This is a genomic window from Alishewanella maricola, assembly GCF_016343785.1.
Classification (GTDB): domain Bacteria; phylum Pseudomonadota; class Gammaproteobacteria; order Enterobacterales; family Alteromonadaceae; genus Alishewanella; species Alishewanella maricola.
In genome coordinates this window covers 1-18,556 of record NZ_JAEINI020000013.1, presented here as the reverse complement: position 1 = coordinate 18,556, position 18,556 = coordinate 1, and the positions used below count along the sequence as shown (strand labels likewise).

Here is an 18,556-nt window from a genome sequence, read left to right as displayed (position 1 = left end):
AAGCTGCGCTATTCAGGGGGGAATGGTACTTGCCATCCTCGCGATATTTATGCATCATAAGTTATTGAATGCTATGGATTGGCTCTTATGTTGACTTTAACTGATTTATCCTACGCTAAACTCAAAACCTATCAGCGATTATATCGTGATCATTTCCCTGAAAATTTAGCGTTGCGGGTACATCGGGCGCTGAGTTGGCTAGCCCGCGCCGAAGCCGCCAGAGCGGCGCAAGATAGCGACAGTGCCTTTATCTTTTATTGGATCAGCTTTAATGCCGCCTATGCCAATGATTTTGGTCAAGCCGACCGGTTACCGGAGCAAGAACACTTTCAGCAGTTTTTAGCTAAGATCTGCGCTTATGATACCGATGAGCATCTTTATGAACTGATTTGGCAGCAATTTTCATCTAGTATTCGGCTGTTAATGAGTAATCATTTTGTTTATGCGCCGTATTGGGAGTTCCAACGCGGTCGTATCAGTGAGGTGGAGTGGTTAAAACGTTTTGCGCAGTCTAAAGAGCAAACCCACAACGCCTTAGCCAACAAGAATGTGCCGCTGGCGCTATCGCATATTTTTAATCGTTTATACACCTTACGTAATCAACTTATGCATGGCGGCTCGACGTGGAATAGCCAGATAAATCGTCAACAAGTAAACGATGCCAGTAATTTACTGAGTAAACTGGTACCGCTGATTATTGGTTTGATGATGAATGCGCCCGATCAATTATGGGGTGAGGCGATTTACCCGGTGATTAACCCGTCTTAGCTTAACACTTAGCTTACCACCGGCAACTGTAACCAGTTGGTGGTGTACGCTGGTGACAAATGTTGTCGTTTCATCGCCCAGCTTTGCTTCACGCCTTGGCTGGCAAACCAGATCTTACCTTTACCCGACTGATTATAGCGATCGAGTGTTTGCATTAAGCTGGGATCAGCATGATAACTGGCGGTGGGTTCAAATAAGCTGGGTTGATATACGCCCTCATCATAAAAGTCACTTAACATTACGCCGGCTTTGGCATAGCGATAGCCATCGCGCCAGATCTGCTGTAATAAGCGGTTAGCTAAGGGCAGAAAATCACGGGTATCAGCACTAGGCGCGCCCAACGTGGCATTGGCGCTGTTGGCATAATACGGCTCTTGTGATTTGCTAAATGGGCTGGTGCGTAAAAATACCGTCAGTTGTCGAGCATGTTGCCGCTCTTTGCGCAGTTTTTGACAGGCCCTTGCCACATATTCGGCAATGGCTTCTTGCAATAATGGCTGCGCGGTAATGCGCTCACCAAAAGAGCGCGAACTAACAATCTCTTTTTTAGTGGGGGGCTGTTCTTCTAATGGGATACACGACTCACCATTCAGCTCGCGCACGGTACGTTCGACCACCACCGAAAATTGCTGGCGAATAAAACTGGGATTGGCATCAGCTAACTGTAAAGCGGTGTGGATCCCCAGTGCTTGTAAACGGATCGATAACTTACGACCAATGCCCCAGACTTCACCAACAGGTAATAAAGCCAGCAGCTTACGTTGGCGTGTGACCGCCGTAAGGTCGACCACGCCCTGGGTTTTTGGCCAAGTTTTTGCGGCATGATTGGCTAATTTGGCTAACGTTTTACTCGGCGCAATACCCACACACACGGAAATGCCTTGCCACTGGGCAATGCGCTGCCGGATAAATTGGCCATACTGCGTTAACTCGGTATGCGGTAAGAGGCTCAAATCTAAAAAGGCTTCATCAATACTGTAAACCTCAACGGCGGGAGCCATTAATTCTAAGGTGGTCATCACCCGAGCAGACATATCGGCATACAGGGCATAATTCGATGAAAAGGTGACAATACGGTGCTGTTTAATTAACTCGTTAATTTGAAACAACGGCACGCCCATTTTTATGCCAAGCGCTTTCGCTTCTTTAGAGCGCGCCACGACACAGCCGTCGTTATTCGATAACACCACCACCGGGCGGTGCGCTAAGTCAGGCCGAAACAGTTTTTCACAACTGGCATAAAAGTTATTGCAATCGACCAGCGCAAAACACGTTGCTTTCATTTACGATTAAACCGACGAATAGCATTGGTTACCACGCCAAAGATCTGTAACTCATCGGCGTTTTTAATGTGCACTGGCTGATAGCGCGGATTCTCTGGCAGCAGCATCAGATTCATTTTGCAGCTTAAACGCTTCACGGTAAATTCGCCGTTGATTGAAGCCACCACAATGTCTCCATGTTCGGCAGTGATCGCGCGATCAACCACCAAAACATCATCTTCAAAAATACCGGCTTCAATCATCGAATCACCCGATACGCGCACAAAAAATGTGGCGGTGGGGTGATGAATACACAACTGGTTTAAATCGATACTTTGCTCGATATAATCTTGCGCGGGTGAAGGGAAGCCCGCAGGCACCTTACTGCTAAAAAAAGGCAACCGAATAGGTGCGCCGGCTTGCGCCTGACCGAGAAACTGAACAGACATGGCATTACCTCAAATACTGTTTATCCATACAGTATAGTATGCCTTGCTTCAAGTTGCACAACAAGAGCTAACTTATGCCCGAGAAGCAACCAAAAAGCGGTTAGCTGCGTATAGCCTACTATACAGATTGCAAGAGTAAGGTAGTTATGTCGGCAGGTAGTTCAAAGGTGCCCGCGCACCGGATATCCCGTTTTGGTAGTTTAGCCTCATTAGCAGGGCGAGTCGCCGGTGGCATGCTGGCTGAAGGGGCACGACAATTAGCCAAAGGCCAAGTGCCGTCTAAAAAAGACTTGCTACTTACCCCAGGCAATGCCAAACGCGTTGCCGATCAATTGGCGCATTTGCGCGGTGCGGCGATGAAAGTCGGTCAGTTATTGTCCATGGACAGCGGTGATATGCTGCCACCAGCTTTAGCTGAGATTTTAGCGCGCTTGCGTGCCAGCGGTAACCCCATGCCCGTTAAGCAGTTAGCACAGGTGTTACGCAACGAATGGGGTGAGCAATGGCAGCGTCATTTCAGTGATTTTACCTTTACGCCTTTAGCCGCCGCCTCGATAGGTCAGGTGCATCAGGCTTATCATGATAATGGCCAGCGCCTTGCGGTAAAAATTCAATATCCGGGGATTAAAGCCAGTATCGACAGCGATGTTGATAACGTGGCAACCTTATTACGTATTAGCGGGCTGGTGCCTAAAAGTGTCGATTATCGTGGGCTCTTAACCGAAGCAAAAGCACAATTACACAGCGAAGCCGATTATTTGCAAGAAGCCACCTACTTGCGGCAGTATCGCCAAGCCTTGGGGCAAAGCCCACACTTTGTGGTTCCCGAAGTGTTCTCAGAATTAACCACCGAAAACATTTTGGTGATGAGTTTTGTGGAAGGCAGTGCGTTAGAGGCATTAAGCAGTCATGAGCAAGCCGAGCGCGATCGTGTGATGGGCTTGTTGTTTGAACTGCTGTTTCGTGAATTATTTGAATTTAAATTGGTGCAAACCGATCCGAACTTTGCCAATTATTTATACAACACGAAAACCCAACAACTGGTGTTATTAGATTTTGGCGCTTGTAGGCATTACAGCAGCCGCTTTAGTGATGGTTATCGCCAATTATTTGCTGCAGCCTTAACTGAAGATCACGCGGCCATGGCCGCTGCGTTAACGCAGATTGGTTTTTTCAGCCAACAGATTTTACCCGCACAAAAACAAGCCGTACTTTCTTTAGTGAATTTAGCGGCCGAGCCTTTAAAGCACGATAGCGCCTTTGATTTTGGGCAAACGGATTTAGCATTGCGAATTCGTGAAGCGGGCACCGCCTTAAGTATGCAGCAAGATTACTGGCATACACCGCCGGCAGATGCGATTTTTTTACATCGCAAAATAGGTGGTTTGTATTTGTTGGCGGCGCGGTTAAAAGCGCGCGTTAATGTGCGCGCTTTGTTAGCCCCGTATTTAAGCAACGAGACGTAAAAGTAACGGGGTTAACGCACCAGATGCCACTGTGTTTGCCGACCGGCTAAATAGATCACGCGCCGGCCATCGAAATAGGCGCTTTGTTCTAGCTTGACCTGCAGCAGTTGGTTTTGCCACTCGGGTACCGCTTGTTTAATATTGCCTTCAATGGCATAAGCGGTATTACTATAAAGCGGCCAATCGCCATGGATCTCAGTAGGGCCCTGATTATCCCACATGCCAATAGTTGGGCCTGGGGCATGGCCGGTAAAGCCAATTGGGTGGGTGTAAGTGCTGCTAATAATACCTGCCGCTTGGCTTTTTTGTTGAACGCCCGCTAACACCTGATTACCGGTACGACCCACCACAAACTGCTCAGTTAACAGATCTTGCCAACGATTACCGGTGGCCAAAGCCGCACGAATACCGGCCGGCGCTTGCTCCTCATCGGCTTTGAGCACATAAGCCATCTCTTGGGTGTCAGTGCACAGGGTTAAATAACAAATGCCAACATCGGTATGCAGAATATCACCGCGTTGGATCACGCCGCTTTGACCACAATTGGCGGCATCAGCCGCACAAGCAGTGCCGGCACGTTGTAAGCTGACATAGGGCATAAACCATACCGGCAGTTGCAACTGAGCAAAACGCTCACGGATATACCAGGCCACATCATCGGTATGGGTTACGCCTGGCGTAATCACTTTACTGCTAAAGGCTTCGGCAATCACACTGCGAGCAAGGCTGACACTGTGTGGATAGACGCTCAGCTCGGCTGCTGTGCGCTGTTCAAACCAACGTACTACCAGCTTTTCTGCTGAGATTAAACGCGATTGATACTCTGGCGGCAGCACAGCTTGTAAACGGCTATGTAAAGCTGACGATAAACCATCGGCGACCGGCCAATCTTTAGACACATTAATGCCGATACGCTTCGGGTTTTTACTGACAATTAACTCTCCCAAGGCCTGCCATTGTTCATCTAAACTGCCGCCTTGCCAGGCTGAGTTGTAAGGTGCACCTAACGGGTAACGATTCACCGTGAGTTTTTCGATAGTACCGTCGGCTAAACGATGAAACACCAGCATAGTGGTGCGTCGAGCAGCAAAAGTGGGTTGTGGCACTAAGGTAAAATACACCGGATCTTCAGCGTTTTCTCGGTTAATCACTAACCACATATCCAAATCTTGCTCGGCCATTAAGGTGGGTAAAAGCTTATCTATACGCTCACTGAGTAACGCATTTTCAGGTGCAATACGCTGGCGTGGGCTTAGTACCGCAAAGTCAGCAGCGCTATTCAGTACCCGGCCTTGGCTGGCCGGCGTGGCGGCTGTTAGCGTAGCGCTGAAAAAAACACTGCCAAGCAAGGCAGTGACTACCGCAGAACGAACCAAGTAAGAAGAGACAGATATCATAAGATGATCCTTTTTCAGCTGAGTGTTGGCACAAAGCAAGTTAAAGCACGTAAGGTATGCACTTATCCTAACTGAAAACGTCAACAAGCCCTAGAATGAGTTATCTCAGAAAAGGCGGGGCTCATCGCGAAATAAACAAAAGGAGTTTTTATGCAAACAACGCCAACAGAACATAACACAACCTATGTGGGCATTGATGGCTGCAAAAGCGGTTGGTTTGTGGCGATTTTGCAGGGCGAGCAGCTTCGTTTTCAGCTGTGTCATACCTTAGCTGAAGTGGATGCCCGTTTGCCCAGGCACAGTATTGTGTTTATTGATATGCCAATTGGCTTTATTGAACCCGGTGAAGCGCAGCGCCAATGCGATCGCTTAGCCCGTCAGGCTTTGCCAGGACGGCGTGGTAGTGTCTTTCCGGTGCCATGTCGTAAGGCGGTGTATGCTGATGATTATCCTACCGCCTGTGACATCAATGCGGCTGAGATCGGGAAACGTTTTCCCATTCAAACCTGGCACATTGTGCCAAAAATACGTGAAGTACATCAATTATTGCAAACACAACCACGCTGTAATGGCGACTATTACGAATCACATCCGGAATTGGTGTTTGCCGGTTTTGCACAGGCTCCGATGGCGGAGTTGAAAAGTACTGCTGCTGGGCAACAAGCACGCTTAGCGGTGATCGCGAGACAAGTACCTCACTGGCTACCCGTTATTGAGCAGGCATTAAACGAAACCTTAAAAAAACACGCAAAACCCGATGATATTATCGATGCTTTTGTTTTATTACTGGCGGCGAGTCAGCCTAAACACTGGCAATATCTGCCGTCAGTGGCCGATCCAGACAGTGAAGGCCTGAATCGGCAAATTGTTTATGTACCTTGAATAAATTAATTTATAGATTTAACGATGTGGTAAAAAGAAAGCAGAAAAACTATGCTATCGTTATATGACAATAAATAACGCTTTGCCAAATGAGCAGAATGCGTGCAAGCAGGGGTTGCAGTAATGAGTAATGTTTTAAATTCAGTTAATCAGCGTACTAACTTAGCTGGGCAAAACCGCTTTGAGTTACTGTTATTTCGGTTAAATGGTAATCAGTTATTTGGTATCAACGTTTTTAAAGTGCGCGAAGTGATTCAAGCTCCCGAATTATCAGAAATGCCTGGCTCACATGCTTGTGTTAAGGGCATTGCGCAGTTGCGGGGTGATTCGGTTATTGTGGTAGATTTATCCCAAGCAACAACCGGTGTACCAATTGCAGATATGTCGAAAGCTTTTGTTATCGTGACTGAGTACAACCGTCATGTACAAGGGTTTCTTGTGTCGGGTGTGGATCGGATCGTGAACTTAAATTGGGATCAAATTAAGCCACCACCACAAGGTGCAGGCCGTGGTCATTATCTGACGGCAGTAACAGAAATAGAAAAGCAGTTAATTCAAATTATTGATGTTGAAAAAGTCTTTTCTGAAATTATCCCGATGGAAGAAGAGGTCAGTGATCAAGTTAAAGCGCAGTCACATAAACTAGATCTGAGCAAAATCGTGGTACTGGTAGCCGACGATTCTGCGGTAGCGCGAAATCAAGTAAAACGGGCTTTAAATAGCGTGAATATTCATGCGGAATTAGTGAAAGATGGTCAAGAAGCCCTCGACTGGTTACATAAACGAGCCGAGAGTGCAGGGACGAATTTGATTCATGAAGTCCCGTTATTAATTTCGGATATCGAAATGCCTCGGATGGACGGTTATACCCTAGCCGCCGAAATTAAAGCCGATGCTAAGCTAAAAGATATTCACATTATTCTTCACTCGTCACTGAGCGGTGTATTCAACGAAGCTATGGTAAAAAAAGTCGGGGCAGATCAGTTTATTGCTAAATTCCATCCCGATGAATTGCTCTCTGCCGTGAATTATTGGTTAGAGCAATCATCTTAAACCGAGACTTTTAAAGTGCAACATCACAGATGTATGGCTTAGCATTAGTTTAAATCGATATGCTAAGCTTGCCTGAAAAGGAGCTATCTCATTTAACATGCTCAAATTGCGCGGCGTTTTCTATAAATGTAACGCGCAAACTGCCTTTGCTTAATCCCGCAACTTCAGCCTTTCTTAAGTAAGCTGCTTTAAACTTTGCTGTATTCGGTGCTCAGCACCTGCCTCAAAAGGTGCGCTTTGCCAAAACGGGCAAGGGTTAGCTGAGTCATCAGTTTTGCTCGGTGTTTTAGCGCCGAAATAACATGGCAGAGTTTTAAGAGGGGCAATATGGCGGAAGCGGCATTAACGGTAAATCATACAACCTTTAGTTTACGGACATTACAACATGCCTGGCATCCGTTATGGTTTGCCGTATTGATGGCTATAGGAATGACCTTAATGTTAAACGCGCCTTTTTTATCCGCGTTACAAGCTAAAGTGCCAGGCCAATATCTGTTACAAGCATTTTTACTCAGTATGTTGCTGTTACTTAACTTGCTATTACTCGTTTTGTTGAGTGTTAATCGGTTACAAAAGCCTATTTCAATCGCTCTGTTTGCCGTAGGAGCCATAAGTCTGTACTTTATTGACAATTTTGGCATCGTTATCGATAAATCCATGTTACAAAATGCTATCGAAACCGATGCAGCCGAAGCACAAGGGATCTTGTCATTAAACCTGTACTGGCAGGTGATCACTATTATGTTGTTTCCGTTTCTGGCCAGCACCTTGATTAAAATACGGCGATTGCCTCGTATGCAATGGCTTAAGCATTGGCTGCTGTGTGTAGTGTTAATTATGTTGGCTTTAAGCAGTATTGTGGTGGTGGAATATGCACAGCTCGCGCCTTTTTTTCGTAATAACCGTGATGTTAAACATATGGCATTACCCTTTAGTACGGTGTCTGCAGCGGTATCCATGGGTAATACTTTGCTGCAACAACAATTTCCAACAGAGTTTACTTTACTTGGGCAAGATGCGGTGCGCGTGCCTTATGCTGGGCCAAGCAAACCGCGGTTAATTATTATGGTGTTAGGCGAAACCGCCCGAGCTGATCATTTTCAATTAAACGGTTATCAGCGTGCCACTAACCCTAAATTAAGCCAATTACCGGTATTTAGTTTTCAACAAGTGAGCTCTTGCGGCACAGCAACGGCACATTCGGTACCCTGTATGTTTTCGCATATGGGCAGACAACACTATGACGAACGCATAGCTAAAAACAGCAGTAATGTGTTGGATATTTTGCAGCGCAGTGGCGTAGCGGTAACGTGGTTTGATAATAATTCAGGCTGTAAAGGGGTATGTGATCGTGTTGCCAACGAATTATTGTTTCAACAGCAACAGTCCGAAGATTGTCAAAATGGGCAGTGCTTAGATAGCATTATATTATCGGCAGTAGATAAGCAAATCGCGCTAGATTTAACCACTGATCGACTAATAGTGGTTCATCAACTGGGAAGCCATGGCCCAGAGTATTTTAAGCGAAGTGCTGAGCAGGATAAGCATTTTTTACCCGAGTGTGGTGATAAGCAATTACAATTGTGCGAACCTAGCAGCATAATCAATGCTTACGATAACAGTATTGTTGCCACAGACCGTTTATTAGCCGATTTGATAAACCGCTTGCAGCAAAAAACGGATTTTCAGACGGCGCTGTTTTATGTTTCAGACCATGGGGAGTCTTTAGGTGAAAACGGTGTCTATTTGCATGGTTTACCCTATTTTATGGCGCCCGACGCACAAACGCATGTGCCATTGATTTGGTGGATGTCGCCCGATTATGCAAGTGCAAATACATTAACTACAACCTGTTTGCGAGAGAAAGCAACCGAGCCTTACAGTCACGATAATGTATTTCATAGCTTGCTGGGTATGTTTAATGTGCAAACTGCGGTGTATCAGCGCAATAAAGATATGTTTCAAGGCTGTGTGTAAATCAACGCTAAAAGGCGTGTAAACGCACCTCTGCCAGGTTAGCGACCATAATTTGTTGCGCTTCGGGCATGGCATCTAATTTATGTAAATCCAGATTCAAGGCCTGCACAACATAAGGCACTAAAGCTGAGCGAACCGTGATGATACGTTTACCTGCGATCATATGATAATCTTCGGCGATGATACTTTGCTGATAAGCGCTTAAGCGTGAGTCGGGAATCAGCACGATATCAACGGTATTTTGCCAGCGCAGATCTTGCTCACGGCTCATATTGGCATCACCTTCTATACCGTTAATGCCTCGAAAGCGACTGAGTACAAAGTCACGATAATCCCGGTTTTTCTCACAATAAGCACGCACATGCCACCGCAGTGGTGTGCATACCAAGGTGTGCGGCGCAATAATGCGGCTTTCTTCATCGGGTGATGATAGCGACACATAACTCATATCAATTTTTTTACTCTCGCGTGCCGCTTGCACCAAAGTACGTAAGATCTCGGGTTTCACCTGACGCAGTGGTGGCGTGAGCATTTCGGTATGCGTAAACCCTAGATCGAGTTGGGTAAAGGTATGCGAAAAATCTTGTGAGCTGGCCAGTGCATGTAAATACTCGTCGGCGAGGCCACGTGTAACTTTCGGGCTAAATTCGGCAGTAGGTTTATAGCCTTTTAACTTACTGTCATACACTAGATTGTTTGGCGCAATTTCACGTAAATAAGTATTAATGTCTTTTGACGCTTGTTGGCGAGCGATACCAAAACTGTTACACAAATGATTAGTCGTGAGCCGACCTTCCCATTGCGCCACAATTTCAATCAGCCGATAACGCATCAGTAATTCCCAACGTAGCGGCCAATTTTCGGTGGGCGCTGATACAGCAATAGCGTTAGATAGCATAAAAGTCCTTTTCAAATGCAGCTGATCTGTTTACAAAACAGACACCACTAAATGGGCCAAGCTAAATGATGCTCGTTTAAAATGGCATGTTATTGCACTAACCCGGTGACAACACTGTCGGTATTTAAATCGAAGTGTTTTAACAAAAAATAATACTGGTAAACAAGATACACTAAATCAGCAAAACACCCTATGCTGCCTGCATAAATCGCTTTATCCTGACAAGCCCTTCTTTTTGTGTTGGTTTCACGCAGGTTGGCTAAACGAATAAGCGTAAAGCGACAAAAGCTAAGCGTGGCTGGGTACTTGACTTAACCGTTTACCGGCTCATCAAACCGTAGAACATACTGAGGTTAAGGCCTAATACTTTTTTTGCAAGGTAAACGAGATCTGCCTGAAAAAGCGACACTGCATACTTACACAGTATGGTGGCTTTTTTACGTTGCGTTATGCTGTTTGCAGCAAGGATGTACGCCGCTGTTGATTCAGTAGTTAACGCGGCGCGACTGCTAAAAGCAGGTCATGATGAGCAAGGGATAACGAGGCAGGGATGCCATTTTAGGGAGATAAGTATGTGGTTTGCAGCGTTAACCGGTTTTAAAGAGCAGGGCGCCGCCCAGATCAGACAATTACTGCAGCTAGAGGGTGATTATCTTCGCAGTAAGGTGAATGGTGTAAGCTATAAAGTGGGCTCGTTAATCACGCCAAGTTTAGCGGAACTACATACCCGTGCAGCGGCTGTGTTAAAACAGCCACAGCAGCCGTTATCACATCTGCAACTGCGCGAGGTGGTGGCAGATGCACAAGCCTTACATGCCGAACCGAAAAATGCAGGGGCGCTATTTCAAGTCGCATCACAATTTAACTTGTTGGAAATGGTGTCACCGACCATTACCCCAGATAGCGGTATTACTAATTATCAATTTGATAAAACCCAGGGCCCAGCCTGCGCGATGGCCTGTGGTGCTGGGCTGATTTATCGCAACTACTTTGTGCCGGTGCAAGGTGAACTAGGCCAAACGGCTGAGCGCCAGTTAGATATGTTGGAAGATTTTTCTGACGCTTTACTTAGCCATATTAAAACAAGCACGGGGCGCAATGATCAGCCACTTTGGTTGATGAAAAATGGTTACGCATTACCAAATCAGCAACAACTATTATTGATTAATCAGGTGTTAACTACCTGCTCTAGCGCTGAATTGGCGCAGTTACGCGGCCGAATAAAAATCGGCTTGCAACTTGATACCCAAGTTACGCTCAAAGGCTGTTTTCATGCCGTGTCGCAAGCATATTGCTCGGCCATGCCAGTGGCATATAGCCAACACAGTAAAGCGTTATGGCAACCGTTAGCCACCTTGGTATTGCAAGCTGCATACGAGGCAACGCTGGCTGCAGCAGTAGTAAACGCCGCAGCAACGGGTAATAAAACGCTGTATTTAACGCTACTCGGTGGTGGCGCTTTTGGTAACCCGACAAAATGGATTATCCAGGCGATCAGCGCTGCACTAGAGCAATATAAACACAGTGGTTTAACCGTTAATATTGTCAGTTATGGCGCGAGTAAACCTGAGGTGCAAGCGCTGCTGAACGACTATCACGCAGTGCCAACTAACAAAATAGCAGATCCAGCCTAAAGCATGAGCGATAGCATCACCAATAAGACTTTAGCCTGTTAGCAACGCAAAATGGCCAATCTTTTTTTAAATAAACGGTATGTGCCAGCAACAGGCGGGTGATAAAAATGTTGTCTGCAGAGCGGTGCGTTTCGTCACGGCACGGCGATAAGACCGGGTCTTTAGGATCCTCGCTTGCCAAAACAGCGTGTTAGCAGTTAACGTATACGGCATCATTGCTTTGTAATGCATGAGTTACAAGGCGTAATCAGTATATCGAGACGGTAATGAATAACAATAAATGGCCACTTTTGCTGCTGAGCATTATCATTTCTGGCTGTTCTGGCATGAACAAATCGCAATGTATTACGGCAGATTGGCGCACCATCGGTTTTGAAGATGGCGTTAATGGTAAAGCAGAAAACGCCATTGCCACTTACCGGCAAGAGTGTGCAGAGCACGGTGTCACACCGCAACTGGAAGCGTATCGGCTGGGTCATCGTGAAGGTTCAGAGCGTTATTGCACTACGCGTAACGGTTTTATTGTAGGCAAGCGCGGAAGTAGTTATCAAAATAGCTGTATGCCCGACTTAGAAAAGGGCTTTTTGCTCGGTTATCGCGATGGTAAAACCGTGTTTGAATTGCAGCGAGCGTTAAATTCAGCGCGTTCGAGCCTTGATAAGCAACGTCGTGTTATTGCGAATTTAGAGCAGGAAATCGTCGATAAAACCGAATTATTGGTAGCCGATGGCTTAACGCGCGATGACCGAGTACAGTTATTAAATGAAATTGAGCTGCATAAATATGATATTAATGAAGCGCTTAATGCGTTGCCTGGGTTAGAAGAACAAGCCTATAGCGCAGAGCAAGCCTATAACCAAGCTGAGCAGCGTTTTAAAAACTATTTATAGCCTAGCAAAAGCTTGGATTTTTCATTATCCCGCAATGCTTCTCTGCTAAACAAACCGTTTAGCGCTATTGCCTCAGGCAACTGGCGTTAGCGGTTTGGCTTTGTTCACTAAAGCCTGCTGATTTAATTAACATAAAACGTATTTATTTGCACGTTGAACGGTTTTCACTTGTAGATATTTAGCCGTTACGTTTCAATCGAGAGTATCGTGAATCAGCTAAAGGTCCATCTTATGTTGCTACGTTATTTTCTCTACTTCATCTTGTGCTGTTGTTTTAGCGCTTTTGCCGATACCCGAGGCATGCAACCAGAAGACTACTATCGTTTTGTGTTTGTGGCAGAGCCGCAATTAGCGCCTAACGGCAAGCAGGTAGCCTTTGTACACACCACCATTGCAGCCGATAAACGTGAGCGGTTAAGTAACCTGTGGTTAGTGGCGACCGATGGCAAAAGCCCGCCACGGCAACTGAGTTTTAGTAACGCCGATAGCAGCCCAGTGTGGTCTCCTGATGGCAGCATGTTGGCCTTTATCTCTGGTCGTGAAGTGGGGCAACAGCTGTATATCCTACCCATGGAGGGCGGCGAAGCCCGAGCGATAACCGCATTAAAACAAGCTGGCATTCGGGATGTTAAGTGGTCACCTGATGGCCAACAGCTGCTATTGACATTATCTGTGGATCCAACTGTTACGGATCCCAGAACAGAAAAAAGCAAAAGTAACCAAGCTCAAGCCGATGTGGTGGTGATTACGGATGCGCTGTATAAACGCAATGGCGGTGGCTATTTAAATGAACGCCGCTCTGGCTTATGGTTATTGGATCTGAACAGCGAAAAACTGACAAAACTCACCGGTGATGCGCGTTGGCATGATCATTCAGCGGCATTTTCTCCTGATGGCAAACAGATTGTATTTGCTTCAGATCGCAGTGCTGATGCGCTGGAAGGCAGCATGCAGCAAGGGTTATATCTTTATCAATTAAGCGATGGCTCTACCAAGCAACTGACTACATTGCCTGGTAATGCCAGCGCGCCGCAGTGGTCACCCGATGGCCGTCGACTGCTCTATCAATATCAAGCCGATTATTTTACGCCAGAGCAGTTAGTGTTGCTGACTTTACGCGATGGCACTAACAAGCAGGTGGCAGTTGATTGGGATCGTAATGCTAATAGCATGCAGTGGCTTAATAATGATCGTATTTTACTCAGTGCGGATCACTTAGGCGCTCGGCCTCTTTTTGAACTCAACTTACGGCGTGATAAAACGCAAATTCGCTTAAGCGAACAAGGTAGTGCTTCAAATGTGAGCCTTTCCGCCAATGGCAAACAGCTAAGCTACCTGTGGCAAGATGCGCTAAACCTGCCAGAAATTTGGTTTCAAACAGAGAGCAATGCGCCGCGCCAATTAACCCAGTTTAATCAAGCGTTATTGGCTGAGTTAACACTACAGCCATTAGAGTCGTTTTGGTTTGAACATGAGCAGGGCAAAAGTCAGGGCTTTTTCATTAAACCGCTTGGTTGGCAAGCTGGGCAGTCGTATCCACTGGTGCTAAATATTAAAGGTGGCCCCGGCGGCATGTGGGGTGACGAATGGTTTCATGAATTTCAGATGATGGCCGCCAGGGGGTACGCCGTGGTCTTTACCAATTATCGTGGTAGTACCGGCTATGGTTTTGCTCATCAACATGCGGTGCATGCCGATTACGGCGGTGTAGATTATCGCGATAATATGGCGGTGCTGGATACGGTATTACAGCAACATGACTGGCTTGATGCAACACGCCTGTTTATCACTGGCGGCAGCCATGGCGGTTTTTTAACCAACTGGATCACTACGCAAACCAGCCGTTTTAAAGCGGCGGTCACCCAGCGTAGTGTCAGTAACTGGATCTCTGAAGCGGGTACTCAGCAATTTCCACCCAATGCAATGCGTCGTGAATTTGCGGGTAGCATTTGGGAAAGCTATGATTTGTATTGGGATCGCTCGCCGTTAAAGCATGCCGATAAAGTCACGACACCCACCTTGATTATTCACAGCACCGCCGATCACATAACGCCAATTGGTCAAGGCGAAGAGTGGTTTTATGCGTTAAAAGCCAACCAGGTTCCGGTTGAAATGGTGGTGTTTAAAGATGAGAACCACAGTTTGTCTCGAAGCGGGACACCGGTAAATTTGGTTGAGCGCTTAAAGCGCATTTTAGACTGGTTTGAGCGTTATCATCAGCCAACCAAAGCCTAAAACAAAGCGATGATCTGATGCAGGTTGCGCTGTTCTAAACACCGTAACCTGCCGTTATTGCTCAAGGCATAATCACTGAAAAGCTCATTGTTATTAAGCATGACAGCAAACAGTGGTTTTCATGAGCTAATTCATCGAAATAGCCAGGTGCTACAAAAGCAATTTCACCGTTAACTATCGGTTAAATACTCAGTTTTATCGCTAAAAAGTACGCAAGCCATGACGGGGATGATAATTAAATATTCATAACCCCGTTAAGCCAGTACTGACGTTGGTAACAATGTTTAATGAAAATTTGAGGAGCCATATGAAAAAGTCTCTACTTTACTGCGCAGTCGCGCTCTTTAGTTTTAGTGCCGCGGCAGTCACACCACAGCCCTTTTTAAATACGCAGGTGCAATTCAATCAAAGCCAGCAGCAGGCTGACATCTTAGTGCTTTTGGTGCCTGAAAATACCACTGATCTGGCGATAACTAAGTGGAGCAGTGCCAGCCGCGCGCACATCAACCGCGCCATGCAAGTGGCCGAGTTTACCGGTAAAAGTGGCAGCAAACTGGAAGTCGTTGCACCCGTTGGGTTAGATGTTGGCCGAGTAGTGTTACTCGGTGTGGGTAACCCCGCAGAGTTAAGTCGGGCAAAAGCCGAAGAGTTGGGCGCGACGCTAGGCGTACATGTTAACAGCACCTCGGCTAAACGGGTGCAAGTCAATAGCCAGTTGATCAGCGATACCGCCCTGAATACCCACATCAGTACTGCTTTAGCCCATGGTATGGAGCTGCGTAATTACCGCTTTGATCGCTTCAAATCGAAACCGGATGCACGGCCTGTGCAACAATATACTTTGCAAGTCACTGATGTTAAAGCCAGCCAAGCACAATACCAGCAACTGCATGCGCTAGCACAAGGCGTATTTACCGCGCGGGAACTGACCAATTTACCGGGTAGTAGCGGTTATCCTGAAGCCTTTGCTAATTATGCCAAACAGGTATTAGAGCCACTGGGTGTTAAGGTGACTATCTTAGGGCCAGAGCAAATCAAGGCGTTAGGCATGGGTTCGCTGTATGGTGTCAGCCAAGGTAGCGATAAAAAATCACATTTATTAATTGCGCATTGGCAAGGCGCCGACGGGCAACCCGTTGCCTTAGTGGGTAAAGGCAATACCTTCGACTCTGGCGGTTATAACTTAAAAACCTCATCCTCTTCTATTATTCGTATGCATACCGATAAAGCCGGTGCGGCCGCTGTTGTTGGCGCAGTACAAGCGTTAGCAGGGCAAAAAGCGGCGGTGAATGTGGTTGCGGTAGCACCACTGTCTACTAACATTATTTCGCGTGATGCGCAGCTGCCGGGTGATGTGGTTACCGCCGGTGATGGCAGTACCATTGAGATTGGTAGCACCGATGCTGAGGGCCGTTTAATTTTAGCCGATGGCATCTGGTATGCGCGTGAGCATTTAAAGGCGCGGGCAATTGTTGATGTGGCTACCTTAACCGGGGCCAAAGTGGGCGCTTTAGGCACGGTTTATTCGGCCGTGTTTACCGAAAACGCGACCCTTGAACAAACGCTACGCGAGGCAGGCGAAAAAGTGCAAGAGCGTGTATGGCCATTACCTCTTGACGGTTATGACGGCATTATTAAAAGCCGTATTGCCGATAGGATCAATACCGGCTCACCCGGTGCGCAAGCGGGTGCCATCTTCCTACAACACTTTGCCGCTGATACGCCATGGGCACACGTGGATATGGCTGGTGATGCCTTTAATAGCAGCGCGAAAGGCATTCATCCAGAAGGCAGTAATGGCTATGGTGTTCGTTTATTAACAGAGTGGGTTAAGTTGTATCAGCAACAGAGCAACTAACATGCTTGCCAATAGCACAGTGTGAAGTATTGCAAGGGCTAGGGAAAACTCTGGCCTTTTTTAATTTTTAAATAGCGGCGCGACTTATCTTGTCGAGGTGATACTTTACATTGTGTTTAAACTATGACTGGCTAGGGGTAAAGGACAAGTGCAAAACAATCAACAAAAAATTGTGGTGATCAGCGGCGCGGGCATCAGCGCCGAAAGTGGCCTGGCAACCTTTCGTGATCCCGAAGGGTTGTGGCAGCAATACTCGCTGGAAGATCTGGCAACGCCGCAAGCCTTTGCACGCAACCCTGAATTGGTACACCACTTTTACAATGCCAGGCGCAGGCAAGCGGCGCAGGCAGAGCCAAATGCCGCGCATTTGGCTATTGCTAAATTGGAACAGGCTTATCAAGTGGTGGTGATCACACAAAATGTGGATGATTTGCACGAGCGGGCTGGTTCAAGCCAGGTACTTCACTTACATGGCAAATTATCAGAAGCCCGCAGTAGCCGCGATCCACAACTAATACAAGAGATTGGCAGCCAGGCGCTTAACCTAGGTGATCTCGCCGCTGATGGCTCACCGCTTAGACCTAACATTGTTTGGTTTGGTGAAGAAGTTACCGCTATGGCAGCGGCTATGTCAGAAGTGGCCAGTGCCGATAAAATTTTGGTGGTAGGTACCTCATTGCAAGTGTACCCGGCAGCCTCATTGTTGTTTTATGCCAGAGAGGATGCTGAAAAAGTGCTGATTAACCTGGATATTGCTGATATTGAAACGGGCTATCAATTTATTCAAGGTAAGGCAGCAACTCAGGTGCCCGCGTTAGTGGCGGCATGGGGCTGTTGACACAGTTAATCATAAATTGTGGCAGTGTCGGTTCATTTCAGCCAGCGGTTTAGTGATAAGCAGCCGGCTTATAAAAGTCGTGCTAGCTCTGACTATGTTTTTCTTTTGAACACCAGCAAGACTGCATTTGCACAAAGGCAAAGCTCTCTATCTTGTGTTATGAGAATAATTTTCTTCAATCGGCGAGTTTTTGCGCCGTATCAAAATGCTATCTTTTAATTTTCAATGCTTTTACCAGACGAAAATCCGATGATTAAGGCACTGATACTATTTGTTTTTTTAGTAAGCCATTTTGCCAAAGCAACAACAGCCCGTGTTAAGACTGACGCAATTTGTTTGCGAGCCGTTACAGGAAAATCGAGCCTTTAACTATCTAGCCTTTCGTTTACATCAAGAAGGCATTTTGCATTAAGATTATTTTTTGTCACAGAAAACGGTGCATGGCTTTTTTGACTAAGGATTTTAACGCAAAGGTCAAAAATAAGTGATTTTAGGTACAGGCAGGGTATTTGATTTTGAGCTTAATGAAAATTTTGTCACAGATCCGTCACAACAGTGTGCGAAAGTTAAATGCTAGAAACCCCATTTAAGGGAAATTTATATTTATCAGTGAGTTATTAAGAAGTGTAAAGTGGTTGCGGGCTTCGGGTTATGAGTATAATTTTTCTTGATTATTTCTTTATATTTAGATGGGCTATCTGTTCTAGGTTTAATTAAAATCGGTTATTAATCAATGCTATAAAATTTAATTAATGAGACATTGTTATTCGCTAGTGAAATATCAGCACTGCGATTTCTTGTCTCATTGAAAAATTACTTGTCACGACAGTTGCCACAGCCACTCTATCGTTATCAGACCAAACTGACCATTAGTCTACTTAATGATAGACTGCGTGCTCTCGTCCTCGAGCTTATTGCTGTGTCCTCAGTGTATATTGCCAGTATTGAT

Annotated in this window: 14 protein-coding genes; 10 read left to right on the top strand and 4 right to left on the bottom strand. The window is 46.2% G+C overall.

Going from position 1 to position 18,556, the window contains the following annotated elements:
* The first annotated feature begins 87 nt into the window (after positions 1 to 87).
* On the top strand, positions 88 to 768 hold the full coding sequence (locus JAO78_RS14535; protein ID WP_226752092.1) for a HEPN domain-containing protein: 681 nt from the start codon (positions 88 to 90) through the stop codon (positions 766 to 768).
* Positions 769 to 776: 8 nt separating this feature from the next.
* Here the strand turns inward: JAO78_RS14535 and umuC are convergent, their stop codons facing one another.
* Positions 777 to 2,051, bottom strand: coding sequence for a translesion error-prone DNA polymerase V subunit UmuC (gene umuC, locus JAO78_RS14530; protein ID WP_226752091.1), 1,275 nt, complete (start codon positions 2,049 to 2,051; stop codon positions 777 to 779).
* Complete coding sequence (gene umuD, locus JAO78_RS14525; protein WP_226752090.1) at positions 2,048 to 2,479, bottom strand: translesion error-prone DNA polymerase V autoproteolytic subunit; 432 nt, start codon at positions 2,477 to 2,479, stop codon at positions 2,048 to 2,050. Before umuD ends, umuC begins: the two co-directional genes overlap by 4 nt.
* A gap of 146 nt (positions 2,480 to 2,625) precedes the next feature.
* Here umuD and JAO78_RS14520 point away from each other — a divergent pair, with 146 nt between their 5' ends.
* Complete coding sequence (locus JAO78_RS14520) at positions 2,626 to 3,945, top strand: ABC1 kinase family protein (protein ID WP_226752089.1); 1,320 nt, start codon at positions 2,626 to 2,628, stop codon at positions 3,943 to 3,945.
* An 11-nt stretch (positions 3,946 to 3,956) separates the two neighbouring features.
* Here JAO78_RS14520 and JAO78_RS14515 read toward each other — a convergent pair whose 3' ends face one another.
* Positions 3,957 to 5,342, bottom strand: coding sequence for a M24 family metallopeptidase (locus tag JAO78_RS14515; RefSeq protein ID WP_226752088.1), 1,386 nt, complete (start codon positions 5,340 to 5,342; stop codon positions 3,957 to 3,959).
* A gap of 150 nt (positions 5,343 to 5,492) precedes the next feature.
* On the opposite strand from JAO78_RS14515, the gene JAO78_RS14510 reads away from it, so the two are divergent.
* From JAO78_RS14510 to JAO78_RS14500, 3 genes are all read left to right on the top strand, one after another.
* Positions 5,493 to 6,224, top strand: coding sequence for a DUF429 domain-containing protein (locus JAO78_RS14510; RefSeq protein WP_226752087.1), 732 nt, complete (start codon positions 5,493 to 5,495; stop codon positions 6,222 to 6,224).
* Positions 6,225 to 6,347: 123 nt separating this feature from the next.
* The gene (locus JAO78_RS14505) at positions 6,348 to 7,277 is read left to right on the top strand and encodes a chemotaxis protein (RefSeq protein WP_226752086.1); all 930 of its coding nucleotides are present in this window, start codon (positions 6,348 to 6,350) and stop codon (positions 7,275 to 7,277) included.
* A 327-nt stretch (positions 7,278 to 7,604) separates the two neighbouring features.
* Positions 7,605 to 9,254: a phosphoethanolamine transferase gene (locus JAO78_RS14500; protein WP_226752085.1), complete on the top strand. Its 1,650-nt coding sequence runs from the start codon at positions 7,605 to 7,607 to the stop codon at positions 9,252 to 9,254.
* A 7-nt stretch (positions 9,255 to 9,261) separates the two neighbouring features.
* On the opposite strand, the gene JAO78_RS14495 is transcribed toward JAO78_RS14500, so the two are convergent.
* Complete coding sequence (locus JAO78_RS14495; RefSeq protein WP_226752084.1) at positions 9,262 to 10,152, bottom strand: WYL domain-containing protein; 891 nt, start codon at positions 10,150 to 10,152, stop codon at positions 9,262 to 9,264.
* A gap of 572 nt (positions 10,153 to 10,724) precedes the next feature.
* Between JAO78_RS14495 and JAO78_RS14490 the strand changes: the two genes are divergently transcribed.
* From JAO78_RS14490 to JAO78_RS14470, 5 genes are all read left to right on the top strand, one after another.
* Positions 10,725 to 11,786 carry a hypothetical protein gene (locus JAO78_RS14490; protein ID WP_226752083.1) on the top strand — a complete coding sequence of 354 codons (1,062 nt, stop codon included), beginning with the start codon at positions 10,725 to 10,727 and terminating at the stop codon, positions 11,784 to 11,786.
* 266 nt (positions 11,787 to 12,052) lie between these two features.
* Positions 12,053 to 12,676 (top strand): DUF2799 domain-containing protein, encoded by a 624-nt coding sequence (locus JAO78_RS14485; protein WP_226752082.1) that lies wholly within the window; start codon positions 12,053 to 12,055, stop codon positions 12,674 to 12,676.
* Positions 12,677 to 12,907: 231 nt separating this feature from the next.
* Positions 12,908 to 14,911 (top strand): S9 family peptidase, encoded by a 2,004-nt coding sequence (locus JAO78_RS14480; RefSeq protein WP_226752081.1) that lies wholly within the window; start codon positions 12,908 to 12,910, stop codon positions 14,909 to 14,911.
* Between the two features lie 307 nt (positions 14,912 to 15,218).
* Complete coding sequence (locus JAO78_RS14475; RefSeq protein WP_226752080.1) at positions 15,219 to 16,769, top strand: leucyl aminopeptidase family protein; 1,551 nt, start codon at positions 15,219 to 15,221, stop codon at positions 16,767 to 16,769.
* Between the two features lie 148 nt (positions 16,770 to 16,917).
* The gene (locus JAO78_RS14470) at positions 16,918 to 17,607 is read left to right on the top strand and encodes an SIR2 family NAD-dependent protein deacylase (protein WP_226752079.1); all 690 of its coding nucleotides are present in this window, start codon (positions 16,918 to 16,920) and stop codon (positions 17,605 to 17,607) included.
* The last annotated feature ends 949 nt before the right edge of the window (positions 17,608 to 18,556 follow it).